The following is a 15,168-nucleotide window of genomic DNA, read 5'->3' on the forward strand; positions in this document are numbered from 1 at the left end:
TTCTCCTTGAATGTTCAGAATTGGCAAGCCTGCCCGACATTATATAGACTAGGCCGCTTGTGTCGTACTGCCAGAAGGTCGATGGTTACAGTTCTCAAGCCTAGATATCTGCTCGCCATGCTCGGCGCCTTCATGATCGCCGCCGCCGGCCTGGACTTCTGGGAGGTGCAGTCTCTGCGGCTACCGACGGTTACCGACACCGGGGAAGACAGCCAGGCAGCGGCCGCCGAAGCACCGCACCAGAGTCGGGTGGAATCCGGCATCCTCCAGGAGGATACCCTGGCGGCCGTCCCGGTCGCTCCCGTCCCGGAGGAACCGCGCGGGAGCTGGGTGGAGCACCGCATCGTCCGGGGCGACACCCTGGCGGCCATCTTCGCCCGCTATGGCATCGACGCGCGCTACCTCCAGCGGCTGCTCAGCGCTGACGATCCCCTGGCCGACACCCTGACCCAGCTCTATCCGGGGCGGGCCCTGAAATTCCTGGTGAAGCCCGACGGCACGCTGGAAAAGCTGGTCTATGAACGCAGCCGCATGGAGCGGCTGGAGGCCACGCCGACGGCGACCGGCTTCGCCATAGAAAAAATCCTCGAACACCCCTTAAGGGAGCTGCGCCACGCCCGCGGCGCCATCGACTCGACCCTGTACGAAGCAGGTCACCAGGCCGGTCTGAGCGACAAGCTCATCATGGCGCTGACCGAGATCTTCGGCTGGGACATCGATTTCGCCCGCAGCATCCGCCCGGGCGACCGCTTCCAGGTCCTCTACGAGAAACTCCGCCTGGACGGGGAGGTCATCGGCGACGGCCCCATCATCGCCGCCGAGTTCGTCAACCAGGGCAAGGTCCACCGCGCCATCCGCTTCGTCCACCCCGACGGCCACGTCGATTACTACACCCCGGAAGGCCGGTCCCTGCGCAAGGCGTTTCTGCGCACCCCCGTCAAGTCGGCCCGCATCAGTTCCCGCTTCAACCTCCATCGCCGCCATCCGGTGCTGCACCGCATCCGCGCCCACAAGGGGGTGGACTACGCCGCTCCCATCGGCACCCCGGTGCACGCCACCGGTGACGGCAGGATCATCTTCCGCGGCTGGAAGGGCGGTTACGGGCGGGTCGTCATTCTCGACCACGGCCGCGGTTACACCACCCTTTACGCCCACCTGCACCGCTTCGGCAAGTTCAAGCAGGGCAGCCGGGTCCGCCAGGGGGACGTCATCGGTTACATCGGCAAGTCGGGGCTGGCCACCGGACCGCACCTGCACTACGAATTCCGCATCAACGGCGTCCACCGTGACCCCCTGACCGTCCCCCTGCCCGACAGCCAGCCGCTGCCCGCCGGCCTGCGGACGGCTTTCGCGCAGCAGGCCGCCCCCCTGCTGGCGGAACTGGAAAAACCGACCCCCGGATCCCTGGCCCGGACCGAAACCAAACGGTGAGCGACCGCTACATCGGGCTGATGGCCGGCACCAGCCTCGACGGCGTCGACGCGGTGCTGGCCGAGATCCGCGGCGACCGCGACATCCGCACCCTCGCCTGGAATTATCATCCCTTCGAGGCGGAACTGCGCGCCACGCTGCAGCGCCATTGCTTCGGTGATGCCATCCCCCTCCCCCTGCTGGGGGAACTCGATGCCTGGCTGGGGGAAACCTTCGCCCGGGCGGCGCTGTCCCTGCTGCGCGAGGCCAACGTCCCTCCCGGCCGGATCCGCGCCATCGGCAGCCACGGCCAGACCCTGCACCACGGCCCCGACGCCCGCCACCCCTACACGTTGCAGATCGGCGACCCCAACCGCATCGCCGCACTCACCGGCATGACCACCGTGGCCGACTTCCGCCGCCGCGACATCGCCGTCGGCGGCCAGGGCGCCCCGCTGGTGCCGGCGTTCCATCGCGCCGTATTCTCACATTCGGGCGAGGACCGCGCGGTCCTCAATCTGGGGGGCATCGCCAATCTCACCCTGCTGCCCGGAGACGGACGGCCGGTCACCGGCTTCGACACCGGGCCCGGCAACACCCTTCTGGATGCCTGGTTCCGCCGCCATCACCCCCAGGGCCACTGGGACGAGGCCGGCCGCTGGGCGGCGCAGGGAAGCTGCAACCCGGCCCTGTTGCGGCGCCTGCTGGCCGACCCCTATTTCCAGCGCCGGCCGCCGAAAAGCACCGGCCCGGAACGTTTCTCCCTGGACTGGCTGGCGGGGCATCTGCGCCACTGTCCTGATCTGCCTCCCGAGGACGTCCAGGCCACCCTGATCGATCTGACCGCCGTCAGCGCCACCGCCGCCCTGCGCCGGACCCTGCCGGGCGCATCGCAACTGCTGGTGTGCGGCGGCGGGGTGCACAACCCCGTCCTGATGGCGGCCCTGGCCCGCCACAGCCCCTGCCCGGTCACCACCACCGCCGCCTGCGGCATCGACCCGGACCAGGTGGAGGCGCTGGCCTTCGCCTGGCTGGCCTGGCGGACCCTGGCGGGGAAACCGGGCAACCTGCCGGCGGTGACCGGCGCCTGCGAGGAAGTGATTCTGGGGGCGGTCTATCCGGTCTAGACCGAGAACGACGAGCCGCAGCCGCAGGTGGTCCTGGCGTTGGGATTGCGGATGACGAAGCGGGCACCGGAGAGATCGTCCTTGTAGTCGATCTCAGCGCCCTTGAGATACTGGATGCTCATGGAATCGATCAGCACCCGGACGCCGTTCTTTTCGATCACGGTGTCGTCCTCGGCCTGATCGGCGTCGAAGGTGAAACCATACTGGAACCCGGAACAGCCGCCACCGGTGATGTAAACCCTAAGCTTCAGATCCGGGTTTTCCTCCTCGGCCAGAAGTTCCGCCACCTTGGCGGCGGCGCTGTCGGTAAACACGATCGGTGCTTCGCTGCTGGACATGGTTTCCCTCGCTGTGACTGCGGATGATTATCCTTTTACCCGACCATTTTAGTCAACAATAGTGCCCAAAGATCCCTGGCACCGGTCCATTTTTTCATCTTCCGGAGGCCGGGAACCGCTAAGGATACAGCCCCGCCAGCTCCAGACCTGCCGTTTCCGGCAGGCCGAACACCAGGTTCATGTTCTGCACCGCCTGGCCCGCCGCACCCTTGACCAAGTTGTCGATCACCGCCAGCACCACCACCACGTCGCCGTTTCCGGGGCGGTGGACGGCGATCTGGCAACGGTTGGCACCGCGTACGTCGACGGTGTCGGGATGGCTGCCTGCGGGCAGCACTTCCACGAACGGCTCGCGGGCATAGTGGCGCTCGTAGAGGGCCTGGAGATCGGCCTCCTCGCGCAGGCGGGCGTAGAGGGTGGCGTGGATGCCGCGGATCATCGGCGTCAGGTGGGGAACGAAGGTCAGCTCAACCGGCTTGCCGGTCAGGGCCTGCAAGCCCTGGCGGATTTCCGGCAGATGGCGGTGACCCGGCACGGCATACGCCTTGAAGCCTTCCCCGGTTTCCGCCATCAGGGTGGCCACCTGGGCCTGACGGCCGGCGCCGGAAACTCCGGACTTGCAGTCGGCGACCAACCCTGTCCGTTCGATCACGTGCTGATGCAGCAGCGGCAGAAAACCCAGCTGCACCGCGGTGGGATAGCAGCCGGGGCAGGCGATCAGGCGGGCCTTTTTGATCTTCTCCCGGTTGACCTCCGGCAGGCCGTACACCGCGGACGCCAGCAGTTCGGGGCAGGCGTGGGGCTGACCGTACCACTGCTCCCAAACCTGGGGGTCCTTGAGGCGGAAGTCGGCCGCCAGATCGATCACCACCCGGCCCCGCTCCAGCAATGCCGGGGCGTACTGCATGGCGGTACCGTTGGGAGTGGCGAAGAAAATCACGTCGGCCTGGTCCAGAAGCTGCGGTTCCGGCGGCTGGAAGGTCAAATCCACCACCCCGCGCAGGTTGGGATAGACCTCGGCCACCCTCCTTCCCGCATCCCCGCGGGAGGTCACCAGCGCCAGCTCCGCCTGGGGATGGCGCGCCAGAATCCGCATCAGCTCGACACCGGTGTAACCGGTGCCGCCGACCACTGCCACTTTGATCATGCCTCTACCTCCGGATCGGAAAGGGCAGAGCATTATAGCAGTGCGCATTTGTTATAGCCTTCAAACCCATAGAAAACCCAGGGCAATCGCATGAACGCTACGTCCATCCAAGCAACTGAGCCCGATAGTGGTCACTGGAGGCGGCCAGGAGCCGTCTTGCCTTGATGCCCCCGCGGCGTTTGGTGGAGTCGAGGCGAAAGAGATTGAGCACCATCTGTTTGAGCAGCGCCAGGTTATGAGCCGCATGTCGGGTTCGAAGGCGCATCTGATCATCGTTGAATACGACATCCATACACCAGTGAAGCGGGTTCTCCACCGCCCAATGCTGGCGCACCGCCGAGGCCAGCCGTTCGGCATCGGCAGGCAGGCTGCTGATGTAGAAACGCCGTTCCCGGGTGGTTTTGCCGGCGACGGTGCGTTCGGACTCGACCACGGCAAAGCAGGCCAGATCCGGCCAGCGCTGGGGCCGGTCCAGGCTGTCGAGCTGGTCGAACACATAGCAGCGGCGCACTTCCAGGCGACCATGCACCTTGTCGACCGTCTCGCATTGCTGATGCGGGGTTTTGTCCGGCGCGTCCTGGAAGGCCTGGAAGAAATCCCGGATCGATTCGGCCAGACCTTTCTGGTTGTCCTTGACCGCCAGTACATAGTCGGCCCCCCGGTCACGGATGGCCTTGGCAATCTTGGGATCGGTCCCCATGGCATCGAGGGTCACCACGCATCCTTTCAAGGCCAGGGTTTCCAGCAGGGCGGGAATGGCCGTCTTCTCGTTGGATTTGTCGGCCACCGCCTCTTGACCGACCACCAACCGGTACTGAGCCGCAAAGGCACTGACCAGATGCAGGGGATCCTGCCCCTTGGACCGGCTACGCCGACTGGTCTTGCCGTCGATGGCGATCACCTGACCTTCCAATGCCGGAACCACGCTCACCGCCCAGCGCTGGAAGGCCGATCCGAACGCTTCCGGATCGATCATCGCCAAAATCCGCCCCAGGGTGTCATGGGACGGAATCCCATGCGGCAAAGGCACATATCGACGCAGCCAATCCAGCTTCTCTTTGCCCCAAAGTTCAATCTCCACCAACGTATCGGCACCGCAGATCACCGCACACACCACAACCACCAGCACTTCCACCAGATCGTAGGTCACCTTCGATGATTGTCGCGGGTCCGGAATCGATACGAACACCTCGCTCAGCGCCAGGGGCTTTTCCAACATCTGTGCCTCCCACAAAAAGCATGCTCCTCAGAGAAGAAGTCTCTAATCTGCAAGTAATCTGCTGCAAGTCATCGAATCTTAAACCATCATCTTCGTGGGGTATATTCATGCGATTGCCCTGATAGAAAACCATAGAAGAGGTTTTCTTAGGATTTGGTTTTACCTCACGCCAATGCGGTTGGGTCCAGTCCCACCCTACAAAAGTAGGGATTGGCGTTAAGGCAATCGCGGCGCTTTGCAGCTGGACTACGGCAGCGTGGGGACGATTCTGATCGGTCAGAACGGCGCCGCTCCCCCCATCGCTCAAGAAATTGCGCCAGCAACGCCTTGAGGAGGGTCTTTTGGCTCAGGTAGATGCCGCCATTCGGCCAAGAACTTCTTTGCCGAATGTTGCGGGCGGCATTGACATCCGCATGTTGCTTCCTGCCGCAAAATGCGCAGGTCAATGCCGCCTGACTTTTCCGGTTCCTTGGATCGACGTAGCCGCAAGCCGAACAAGTCCGGGAGGTGTAGGCAGGATTGACCCAGACCGTCTCGATGCCATAGAGCGCCTCCAGGGATTGGGGTTTCTCCCGGATATAGCGCTTGCCGAAGCGCGATACCAGCCGGTTCATGCGTCGGGAGAGTTTTGGGCTGCGAAAGTCCAGCCGTTCCAGGACGATCTGCCTGGGCCGGTATTGCGCGACCACATGATTGAGCAATCGATTGACTTCATTTTTGAGCCATTGCCTGAGCTTCTCGGTCAGGCGCACGTAGCGCTTGGAATCCCGCAGCCGCAGCCCCTGGCGTTGGCGGTTGCGGGCCAGTTCGGTCAGAACCTTATCGTAGCCGATCAAGCGGTCCAGAAAGTTGCGCCCTAGCAGATCCCCGCGGTCAGTGGCGAACAGACAGTTCAATCCAACATCCAGGGCGATTTGTTCCACCTTGGGATGATAGTCCCGCACCGGGACATCCTTGAGCAGATAAACCTGGATACCGCCGTCCTTGAGATGGATTTGACAGAATTGCTTCAGGGGGCCTTCGACCGCATCGAAGTAAGGATTCGACTTGAGGGGGATGAAGATCGGTTTGCCCTTGTCCAAGGTGGCCAGTTTGATCCAGTAATCGAAGTAGCTTGCCTTGTCCGGCGCTTTGGGCAACACCTTTGCAACCTTCTGATCCAGATGCAGCTGGATATGCCGGACATCGGGCAGGCGGTGGCGGCGGAAGGTGCGCTTGATGATCTGGCGGGCCAGCTTCAGCACCTCAGCGGGGAGCGGCTTGCCCTGCATCCGAACCTCCCGGCAGAACCATTTTTGATATTTGTTGATGTAACACAGTTGCATCCGGGTGGCCGCATCCAGGTCGGCGCCGCGCACCAAGTTGATAAAATCGTTCTGGCGGTTGCCCAACCAGCCTTTGAGCAGGGCAACCATTTGGTATTGCACCGTCTGCTTGTAGCGCTCCGACAGGGGCGAGACAATCGGCTTAACCTGGGCGTTTTTGTCGAGGCGGCCAGTTTCCAGCAAAAGACGCCATTTCCGTCTCAGAATCGCTCTGGCCGTTTGGCGGTAAGCGGCAACGACCGCTTCCACCTAGGCCGTCTTGGCCACGTTCATGGCCGGTTCCAACCGGTACGCTCTAATCGGCATCGGCCTGCAGCACCTCGATGATCTTTTCCGTCTTGCGCTTGCTACGGCGAATGCCATATATGCGGGCGCTGAACGAAGAGATAATGGCGATCAGATCCTGCATCAAGTCGGACGTTTCCTCTTCGGCCAGATTGACCACCTCGATCCGTCTTCCCTGGGCATCCAGTAGCACCTCCAAATAATTGAAACCAAAGCGCGTCAACCGGTCCTTATGCTCGACGATCAAGATGCCCCAACTCTCCCGCTGAAGCAGACCCAGTAATTTCCTCCGATTGTCGTTCACGCCGCTGCCCACTTCCTTGACCACTTCCACCACCTGATACCCTTTGGCGATGGCGTATTGCTTCAGCCGCTCCGCCTGGGATTCCAGGTCATTGCGATTCTCACTGGACGAAACTCGGGCATAGATGGCCGCCTTGTGGGAATCATAAGGGCTTTCACGCTCGATCTGCACCAATACCCGATTGTGCTCATCCTTGAACGCCCCAGGAATCTTCCCTCGCCGAAACCATTCCCAGGCCGTGCGATAGGTCACCCCATGACGCTTGGCGTATTCGCTCAGTTTGATAATCTCCATGCGGACATCCTATCCGAGTCGAATAGAGTGCACAACAATAATTATCTATTATTTTCTATGATAAGATGGAGTCGTTAACAACGCTCGAAGCTCCGCAAGCTTTTCACGCACCGATGGACGCCGAGACCGACGCCACCGCCTCCCTGCTCACCGCCGCCGGCTGGAAACAGCGGCTGGTGTTCTGGAGCGGCGCCATTCTGGTGGGGCTGTTCATCAGCGCCCTGACGCTGCTGAGCGAGCAGGCGGTGGTCCATCTGCGCGCATTTTTCGACCGGACGCCGGCGGGCATCTGGCTCATCAGCCCCCTGGGGCTGGTGCTGACCGTGTGGCTGACCGAACGCTGGTTCCCGGGGGCCGAACGCAGCGGGGTTCCCCAGGTCAAGGCGGCGCTGGCGATACACCGGGACCTGACGCTGCGCCAACGCTTCGTATCCTTTCCCATCGCCGTCGGCAAGGTGGCGCTCACCAATCTGGGGCTGCTGACGGGAGCGTCCGCGGGGCTGGGGGGGCCGGCGATCCAGATCGGCGCCTCGATCATAACCACCCTGGGCAGGGCGGCCCGCTTCCCGCTCCATTACCTGGAGCGGGGTTTCATCCTGGCCGGCAGCGCCGCCGGTTTCGCCGCCCTGTTCAGCGCCCCGCTGGCGGGCATCATCTTCGCCATCGAGGAACTGGGGCGGGAGATGGAGGAAAAGATCAGCAGCCTGGTGCTGACCGCCATCATCTTCGCCGGCATGACTGCCTACGTGATCCTGAATCACTACATTTTTCTCGAAGCCGCCGAGGTGACGCAGCCCCAGGGGCGCGCCTGGCTCAGCATCGGCTACTGCGGGATCGCCGGCGGGCTGGCCGGAGGCCTCTTCGCCTTCCTCCTGGTGCGGCTTGGACAACGCCTGTCCCGGGCGGGCCGGCGCACCCGCTGGGCGCTGATCGTCCTGTTCGGCCTGCTGCTGGCGGCTCTGGCGACGCTGAGCGGAGGCCGGACCCTGGGAACCGGCTATCCGATGCTGAAGCAAATCGTCAACGCCAGCCAGGCCGCATCCCTGTGGTTTCCTCTGGAAAAGGCGCTCGCGACCCTGATCACCGCCCTGAGCGGCGTGCCCGCCGGGCTGTTCGTCCCCTCCTTGTCGGTGGGCGCCGGGCTCGGGGCCGATCTGCACCACTGGCTGCCGCTGGCGCCGCTGCAGACGATGGTGCTGCTGAGCATGTGCGCCTATTTTTCCGGTATGCTGCAGAACCCGATGACCGCCTTCGTGCTGGTGATGGAGATAACCGACACCCATGAACTGCTGCTGCCGCTGATGGCCACCTCCTTCGTCGCCACCGGCACCGCGCGCCTGCTCAACCCCCGCTCCTTATATGAAATCCTGACCGAGAACTATGTCCGCAACCTTCCGCAGCAGGCTTAAAGGACTGGGCATCCTGCTGGGTCTGGCGCTCCTGCTCGCCTGGCTCGGCTGGCGGCTGGCGCAACCGCCCCATCTGGAGCTGATCGACCTTTCCGGCCGCCCGGTCCCCATCCCGCCCCGGCAGGGCCTGATGCTGATGAACTTCTGGGCCACCACCTGTCCGGCCTGCCTCCGGGAAATTCCTGTGCTCGTCCGCCTGCACCGGCGCTTCGGCGCCCGGGGGCTTAAGATCGTGGGGGTGGCAATGCCCTACGACCGCCCCGACCGGGTGGTGCGTTTCGCCCACGACTATCCCCTGCCCTACACCGTCGCCCTCGATCCTGCCGGGGCCGCCGCGGACGCTTTCGGCGTCCGTTTCACGCCCAGCTGGATACTCATCGACCCCCGCGGCAGGACCGTCTGGCGCCACACCAGCTACGTGGACGAGGCCGAGTTGGCCCGCCTGATCGAAACCCGTCTCCCATCGTGAGGACTGCGCATGTGGCTTAAAGCCTTTCACATCATTTTCATGGTCACCTGGTTCGCCGGCCTGTTCTATCTGCCGCGCCTGTTCGTGTACCACGCCATGGCCGAGGACGAAATCGGCCGCGAGCGCTTCAAGATCATGGAGCGCAAGCTCTACTTCGGCATCATGACGCCGGGCATGATCCTGACCTTCGTGTTCGGCATCTGGATGCTGGCCGACTATGCCTGGGCCCTCTACGGCCGGCAGGGCTGGCTCCATGCCAAGCTGGCGCTGCTAGTGGGGCTGGTAGCCTACCACCTAGCCTGCGGCAAGTGGCTGCTGGACTTCAAACACGACCGCAACCGCCACAGCCACGTGTTCTATCGCTGGATCAACGAAGTACCGGTGCTGTTTCTGTTCGCCATCGTCATTCTGGCGACGGTCAAACCGTTCTGAGGGAATCTGCTTATGACATTCAGACTAGGCGCGCTGCTGGGTTTTTTGTTTTGCGCCGCCCTGCTGGCGGTGGCGGCCTGGTTTCAGTTCGTCGAGGGACTGCAGCCGTGCCCGCTGTGCATCAGCCAGCGGGTCATGGTGCTGTTGGTGGGACTGGTCTTTCTCGTCGCTGCGCTGCACAACCGGGCGCCCCGGCTTTACGGCACCCTGGCCGGGGTGCTGGCCTTGGGGGGTGCGGCGATCTCGGCCCGTCACGTCTGGCTGCAGAATCTGCCGGAAGACGAAGTGCCGGCCTGCGGCCCCGGCCTGGGTTATGTGTTCAAGCATTTTCCCCTGACCGAAACCCTGCGCCTGCTGCTGAGCGGAACCGGCGAATGCAGCGAGGTGCTGTGGACCTTCCTGGGGCTGAGCATTCCCGCCTGGACCCTGCTGGCCTTCCTGGGGCTGGCCGGCTGGGCGTTGTGGCTGGGATGGCGGCGTCAGGCGTGCTGACGCAGGCGGGCGTGCAGCGGACTCTTACGCGGGAAATGGGCGCGTAGGAATTCCATCTGGTCGCTGAGGATCCGCCGTCCCTGAAGATAAATGTACTCGGCATGGGTCGGCACGAAAGGGATCGCCAGCAGCTCCATGCCGGCCTGTTCCGGGGTCCGCCCCGCCTTGTGGTTGTTGCATCGCTTGCAGGCGGTCACCACGTTGGTCCAGGTATCCTGACCGCCCTGGCTCAGGGGTGTCACATGGTCGCGCGACAGATCCCGGTGCAGGAAGCGCTGGCCGCAGTACAGGCACAGGTGGTTGTCGCGCCGGAACAGGGTGCGATTGTTGAGCGGCGGGATATAGTCCGGTCCCAGGGTCTGACCACTGTGACCGTAGGTGGCGATGATGGAATGCACCTCGATGACGCTGCGCCGCCCGGTGCGGGCGCACACCCCGCCGCGGACCCGGTACAATGGCGTCCCGCAGGTGTAGGCCACCTGGCCGAGGTAATACAGCTTGACCGCCGCCTGATAATCGATCCATTCCAGCGGCATGCCTGCCGCATCGGTTCTGAGCACCTGCAAGGACAACGCGTTCATGTGGCCTCCACCCCGGCTGATTGAAAAAATTCACGTCATGTCAAGATTTATGCACATTGCGCCTTCGTTTGGAAACCGAGCGGTCAAGCCCATCTCTCCTCATCCGTCGAAATCGCATAACGGATTGATATAAAACAGGAATCGCTTCACTGACCAGTTTTTTTACAATTTGAAGACAGGCCAGAATCCATGCACTTTACGGCCCGCTTTCAGCACCTTTTCCACAAACTTATCCACAGTTTCTGTGAATAAAAATCCGGGCGCGGATTGTTTCCTGTCCAGATAAAGACTGTCTCCTGGGATCGATAATACTTCACATCCGCAACGCTTTGGAAGCCCGCATGCCCCCCATTCTCAAGGTCGCCGTTCCCGCCCCCCTGCCCGGAGCGTTCGACTACCGGCCGCCTCCCGGCGTCCCGCCGGCACAGCTGCGTCCGGGCGTCCGCCTGCGGGTGCCGTTCGGACGCGGCACCCGCGTCGGCGTCCTGCTGGGCCTGGCAGCGCACAGCCAAGTCCAAGGCGAGCGCCTTAAGCCCGCCCTGGAAATCCTCGACGCCCAGCCCCTGCTGCGGGAGGCGGATCTGCGGCTGTTGCAGTGGGCGGCACGCTACTATCACCATCCCATCGGCGAAGTCATCGCCGCCGCCCTGCCCGTAGCGCTACGCCAGGGACGTCCGGCCCGGCGCCGCTGCCCGCAATGGCTGCGCCTGACCGCCGCCGGCCGGGAAGCCGAGCCCGGGGCCAAGGCCCCCCGCCAACAGGCCCTGTTGAATCTATTGCGGCAACATGACGGAGTGATGACAGCGGCCCGGCTCCAGACCATCGACTGGCCTTGGCGGCCGGTGGCCAAAGCCCTCGCCGCCCGGGGGTGGGTGGAATTCACCACCGCCCCACCGCCGCAGGAAACCGCCTGCCCTCCGGATTTCGAAGCCAATCCCGCCCAGCGCGCGGCGATCGGCGCCATCACCGCCGCGCTGGAAGGCTTTACCGCCTTTCTGCTGGAAGGGGTGACCGGCAGCGGCAAGACCGAGGTCTATCTGCAGGCCATCGAGGCGGTGCTGGCCCGGAAGCGCCAGGCGCTGGTGCTGCTGCCGGAGATCGCCCTCACGCCCCAGCTGCAGGCCCGCTTCCAGGCCCGCCTGGGATGCCCGGTGGCGCTGTACCACTCCGGCCTCAGCGCCGGCGAACGCCTCGACGCCTGGCTCGGCCTGCAGTCGGGGGAGGTGCCGCTGCTGCTCGGCACCCGCTCGGCGGTATTCGTCCCCATGGCGCGGCCGGGTCTGATCGTGATCGACGAAGAACACGATCCTTCCTTCAAGCAGCAGGACGGCTTCCGCTTCTCCGCCCGCGACGTGGCCGTGGTGCGCGCCCGCCAGACGGGGATTCCCATCGTCCTCGGCTCGGCGACGCCTGCGCTGGAATCGGTGTACAACGCCGGGCAGGGACGCTACCGCCACCTGACGCTGCCGCAACGGGCGGGACAGGCCACCCCGCCCAACCTCCGGTTGCTCGACATCCGCAACCGCCGTCTGCAAGCGGGGCTGGCGCCGGACGCCTGCCGGCAGATCGAGAAGGTGCTGGCGCGGGGAGAGCAGGTACTGATCTTCCTCAACCGCCGCGGCTACGCCCCGATCCTGACCTGTCATGCCTGCGGCTGGATCGCCGAATGCCCCCGCTGTGACGCCCGCCTGGTCCTGCACCGCCACGACCGGCGCCTGCGCTGTCATCACTGCGGCCACGAAAAACCGCCGCCCGACGCCTGCCCGGCCTGCGGCACCGCCGACCTGCGCCCGCTGGGGCACGGTACCGAAAGGTTGGAGGAGGAACTGGAACAACGATTTCCAAAGGCCCGCATCGCCCGCATCGACCGCGACGCCGCCCGCCGCAAGGGCAGCCTGGAAACCCTGCTGCGGCAAGTCCGGCGCGGCGAGATCGACATCCTGCTCGGCACCCAGATGCTGGCCAAGGGCCACCACTTCCCCAACGTCACCCTGGCGGTGATCCTCGACGCCGACGCCGGGCTCTACAGCACCGACTTCCGCGCCCCCGAACGCCTGGCGCAGCTGATCGTCCAGGTCGCCGGCCGGGCCGGGCGCGCCGACAAGGCCGGGGAGGTGCTGATCCAGACCCGCCACCCCCAGCACCCGCTGCTGGAAACGCTGTTGCAGGGGGGCTATCCCGCCTTCGCCGCCGAAGCCCTGGAGGAACGCCACCAGGCCGGGCTGCCGCCGTTCAGCTACCAGGCGCTGTTGCGGGCCGAGGCGCGCCAGCCGGCGTTGCCGTTGCAGTTTCTGGAGGAAGCCGCCCGGCTGGCGGAAACGGGCCCGGAGGAGGTGTTGGCGCTGGGGCCGGTCCCGGCCCCCATGGCCCGGCGGGCCGGACAGCATCGCGCCCAGCTGTTGTTGCAAAGCCGCAGCCGGGGGGCGCTGCACCGGCTCCTTGATGCGCTGCTGCCGCGACTGCGGCAATGGCCGCAGCAACGCCGGCTGCGCTGGCATTTGGAAGTGGATCCGCTGGACCTATACTGAGCCGCCGGCCAGCAGCGCCTCCACGGCCCCGCGGCGGGGGATCCCCGGCCTGGCGCCCATCTGGGTGCAGCACAGGGCGGCGGCAGCGCTGGCGAAACGCAGCGCCGTCTCCCAGTCCCGCCCCTCCACCACGGCGACGCAAAAAGCGCCGTGGAAGGTGTCGCCGGCGCCGGTGGTGTCCACCGCCCGGATCGGAAAGGCCGGCAGCCGGCCGCGCCGGCTGCCCCGCTGCCAGATCACCCCTTCTTCCCCCAGGGTGATGACCACCGCAGGCGACTGTTGCGCCAGGGCCGAAAGCGCCGCTTCCGGGTCGTCCCGTCCCAGCCACTGGGCCGCGAACTTGCGGGAGGCGAGCAGGTAGTCGACGGCGAACATCAACGCCTCGGTGCCGCGGTGCAGGGAGCCGGCATCGAGCACCGTGGCGATCCCCTGCTGCCTGAAACGGGGATGCCAGTGAATCGACAGCTCCGGCTCGTGACCGTCGTAGAGCACGCAGGCCGGTGCGGTCCGGGACAGGTCCAGTGCCTTGGGGGGCAAGGGGCGGGTATCGCCGCGGTAGCTGACCAGGGACCGCCTGCCGTCCGGCTTGACCAGCACCGCAGACAGCGGCGTGGGGGAATCCCCGCGCACGATCCAGTCGGTGGCGACCCCGTCGCCTTGAAGCTCCTGCCAATGGGCCTGGCCATAAAGATCGCGGCCGAGATAGCCGGCGAACGCCCCCCGCCGCCCCAGACGGGCAACGGTCACCGCGGCGTTGGCCGCAGGCCCCCCGCCGCAACCGACGAAATCGGTGGCGACGCATTTCTCGTCCTCGTCCGGATGATGGGGCACCGAGAACACCAGGTCGTAAGAAGCGTGACCGATGCAGAGCACGTCCATCTTCAGTCCCTCAATCCCAGCGGAACAGCCAGAACATCCACCCCAGCAGGGTCCTGGGCCCGTGGCGCAGCGGCGGCGGCTCGCTCTGGCCGTAATTGAGCGCATAGGTCTTTTCCGCCTGGGCCGCCAGATCTTCCAGCTCCAGCCGGTGATAGGCCTCGGCCATCAGCCGCAGGGCATGGGGCACCACCCGGGTGCGGGGGTAGTTGCGCACTATGTGGGCGGCGCGGTTGGCGGCCGCCAGATAAGCGCCGCGGCGAAAATAATAGTCGGCCACGTGGTACTCGTGGGTGGCGATCAGGGTGAGAACGCCCGTGAGGCGCTGGCGGGCCTTGTCGGCGTATTCACTGTCGGGGAAACGCTCGACCACGGTGACGAAATCCTGATAGGCATCCGCCAGCGGGGACACGTCGCGCTTGGTCAGATCGATGGGGAAGTAGCGTTCGACGAAACCCAGCCCCTGACTCATGTGGATCAATCCGCGCAGATACCAGGCGTAATCGAGACGCGCGTGGGTGGGATAGCGTTTGAAGAAGCGCTCCAGCACCGCCAGACCCGCCTCGGCGTCGCCCTGCTTGTAGTAGGCCCAGGCCAGATCGAGCAGCACCTTCGGGCCGTAGCGCCCGAAGGGGAAGCGGGTCTCCAGGGCCTGATACAGCTCGATGGCGCGAGTGTAGGCCCCCCGGTCCAGCTTCTCCTTGGCCTTTTTGTAAAGGTCCTCCTCCGGCATCACCTCCACCGCCTTGGGCCCGGATTTGAACCACTTGTCCACCGTACTGCAACCGCCCAGAAGCAGGGACAGCGACAGAAGCACGGCTATCGTACGCATGCTCACTCCTTTGCCGCAAAAGCGGCAAGTATAGGGGAAAACCGCCGGGTGGCGCGCCCGGCGCTCAGCAAAAGATTCCGTTTTTTCGAATCCCGCGGCG

The 15,168-nt window shown here is 64.8% G+C and carries 15 protein-coding genes; 7 read left to right on the plus strand and 8 right to left on the minus strand.

The annotated features are described in order from the left end of the window. Nucleotides 1-81 precede the first annotated feature (81 nt). A complete protein-coding gene (locus tag MCIT9_RS12340) occupies nucleotides 82-1,431 on the plus strand; it encodes a peptidoglycan DD-metalloendopeptidase family protein (protein WP_317705175.1) in 1,350 nt (449 codons plus the stop codon). After that, complete coding sequence (locus MCIT9_RS12345) at nucleotides 1,428-2,537, plus strand: anhydro-N-acetylmuramic acid kinase (protein ID WP_317705176.1); 1,110 nt, start codon at nucleotides 1,428-1,430, stop codon at nucleotides 2,535-2,537. The genes MCIT9_RS12340 and MCIT9_RS12345 overlap by 4 nt, the downstream gene beginning before the upstream one ends. On the opposite strand, the gene erpA is transcribed toward MCIT9_RS12345, so the two are convergent. The 5 genes from erpA to MCIT9_RS12370 form a co-directional block, all read right to left on the minus strand. Next, nucleotides 2,534-2,875 carry an iron-sulfur cluster insertion protein ErpA gene (gene erpA, locus MCIT9_RS12350; protein ID WP_317705177.1) on the minus strand — a complete coding sequence of 114 codons (342 nt, stop codon included), beginning with the start codon at nucleotides 2,873-2,875 and terminating at the stop codon, nucleotides 2,534-2,536. The genes MCIT9_RS12345 and erpA overlap by 4 nt on opposite strands. A 118-nt stretch (nucleotides 2,876-2,993) precedes the next feature. After that, nucleotides 2,994-4,022 (minus strand): N-acetyl-gamma-glutamyl-phosphate reductase, encoded by a 1,029-nt coding sequence (gene argC / locus MCIT9_RS12355; RefSeq protein WP_317705178.1) that lies wholly within the window; start codon nucleotides 4,020-4,022, stop codon nucleotides 2,994-2,996. A gap of 97 nt (nucleotides 4,023-4,119) precedes the next feature. After that, nucleotides 4,120-5,241: an ISAs1 family transposase gene (locus tag MCIT9_RS12360; RefSeq protein ID WP_317705179.1), complete on the minus strand. Its 1,122-nt coding sequence runs from the start codon at nucleotides 5,239-5,241 to the stop codon at nucleotides 4,120-4,122. A gap of 164 nt (nucleotides 5,242-5,405) precedes the next feature. After that, the gene (locus MCIT9_RS12365) at nucleotides 5,406-6,815 is read right to left on the minus strand and encodes an RNA-guided endonuclease TnpB family protein (RefSeq protein ID WP_317705180.1); all 1,410 of its coding nucleotides are present in this window, start codon (nucleotides 6,813-6,815) and stop codon (nucleotides 5,406-5,408) included. 46 nt (nucleotides 6,816-6,861) lie between these two features. After that, the gene (locus MCIT9_RS12370) at nucleotides 6,862-7,449 is read right to left on the minus strand and encodes an IS607 family transposase (RefSeq protein WP_317705181.1); all 588 of its coding nucleotides are present in this window, start codon (nucleotides 7,447-7,449) and stop codon (nucleotides 6,862-6,864) included. A 113-nt stretch (nucleotides 7,450-7,562) separates the two neighbouring features. Between MCIT9_RS12370 and MCIT9_RS12375 the strand changes: the two genes are divergently transcribed. Genes MCIT9_RS12375 through MCIT9_RS12390 form a run of 4 tightly spaced genes read left to right on the plus strand, consistent with a single transcriptional unit; the run spans nucleotide 7,563 to nucleotide 10,251 of the window. After that, entirely contained in the window at nucleotides 7,563-8,858 is a 1,296-nt protein-coding gene (locus MCIT9_RS12375) for a chloride channel protein (RefSeq protein WP_317705182.1), read from the plus strand. Then, nucleotides 8,830-9,327 carry a TlpA family protein disulfide reductase gene (locus MCIT9_RS12380; RefSeq protein WP_317705183.1) on the plus strand — a complete coding sequence of 166 codons (498 nt, stop codon included), beginning with the start codon at nucleotides 8,830-8,832 and terminating at the stop codon, nucleotides 9,325-9,327. The genes MCIT9_RS12375 and MCIT9_RS12380 overlap by 29 nt, the downstream gene beginning before the upstream one ends. 9 nt (nucleotides 9,328-9,336) lie before the next feature. After that, nucleotides 9,337-9,759 carry a protoporphyrinogen oxidase HemJ gene (gene hemJ / locus MCIT9_RS12385; RefSeq protein WP_317705184.1) on the plus strand — a complete coding sequence of 141 codons (423 nt, stop codon included), beginning with the start codon at nucleotides 9,337-9,339 and terminating at the stop codon, nucleotides 9,757-9,759. Nucleotides 9,760-9,771: 12 nt separating this feature from the next. Beyond that, the gene (locus tag MCIT9_RS12390) at nucleotides 9,772-10,251 is read left to right on the plus strand and encodes a disulfide bond formation protein B (protein WP_317705185.1); all 480 of its coding nucleotides are present in this window, start codon (nucleotides 9,772-9,774) and stop codon (nucleotides 10,249-10,251) included. Here the strand turns inward: MCIT9_RS12390 and MCIT9_RS12395 are convergent. Further along, nucleotides 10,239-10,832, minus strand: coding sequence for an HNH endonuclease (locus MCIT9_RS12395; RefSeq protein ID WP_317705186.1), 594 nt, complete (start codon nucleotides 10,830-10,832; stop codon nucleotides 10,239-10,241). The two genes, MCIT9_RS12390 and MCIT9_RS12395, sit on opposite strands and share 13 nt — an antisense overlap. A gap of 341 nt (nucleotides 10,833-11,173) precedes the next feature. On the opposite strand from MCIT9_RS12395, the gene MCIT9_RS12400 reads away from it, so the two are divergent. After that, on the plus strand, nucleotides 11,174-13,360 hold the full coding sequence (locus MCIT9_RS12400; protein WP_317705187.1) for a primosomal protein N': 2,187 nt from the start codon (nucleotides 11,174-11,176) through the stop codon (nucleotides 13,358-13,360). On the opposite strand, the gene MCIT9_RS12405 is transcribed toward MCIT9_RS12400, so the two are convergent. Then, nucleotides 13,352-14,239 carry a carbohydrate kinase family protein gene (locus MCIT9_RS12405; RefSeq protein ID WP_317705188.1) on the minus strand — a complete coding sequence of 296 codons (888 nt, stop codon included), beginning with the start codon at nucleotides 14,237-14,239 and terminating at the stop codon, nucleotides 13,352-13,354. The genes MCIT9_RS12400 and MCIT9_RS12405 overlap by 9 nt on opposite strands. Nucleotides 14,240-14,249: 10 nt before the next feature. Then, the gene (locus MCIT9_RS12410) at nucleotides 14,250-15,068 is read right to left on the minus strand and encodes an outer membrane protein assembly factor BamD (RefSeq protein WP_317705189.1); all 819 of its coding nucleotides are present in this window, start codon (nucleotides 15,066-15,068) and stop codon (nucleotides 14,250-14,252) included. Between the last annotated feature and the right edge of the window lie 100 nt (nucleotides 15,069-15,168).

The sequence above is a fragment of the Methylomarinovum caldicuralii genome (assembly GCF_033126985.1).
GTDB classification, from domain to species: domain Bacteria; phylum Pseudomonadota; class Gammaproteobacteria; order Methylococcales; family Methylothermaceae; genus Methylohalobius; species Methylohalobius caldicuralii.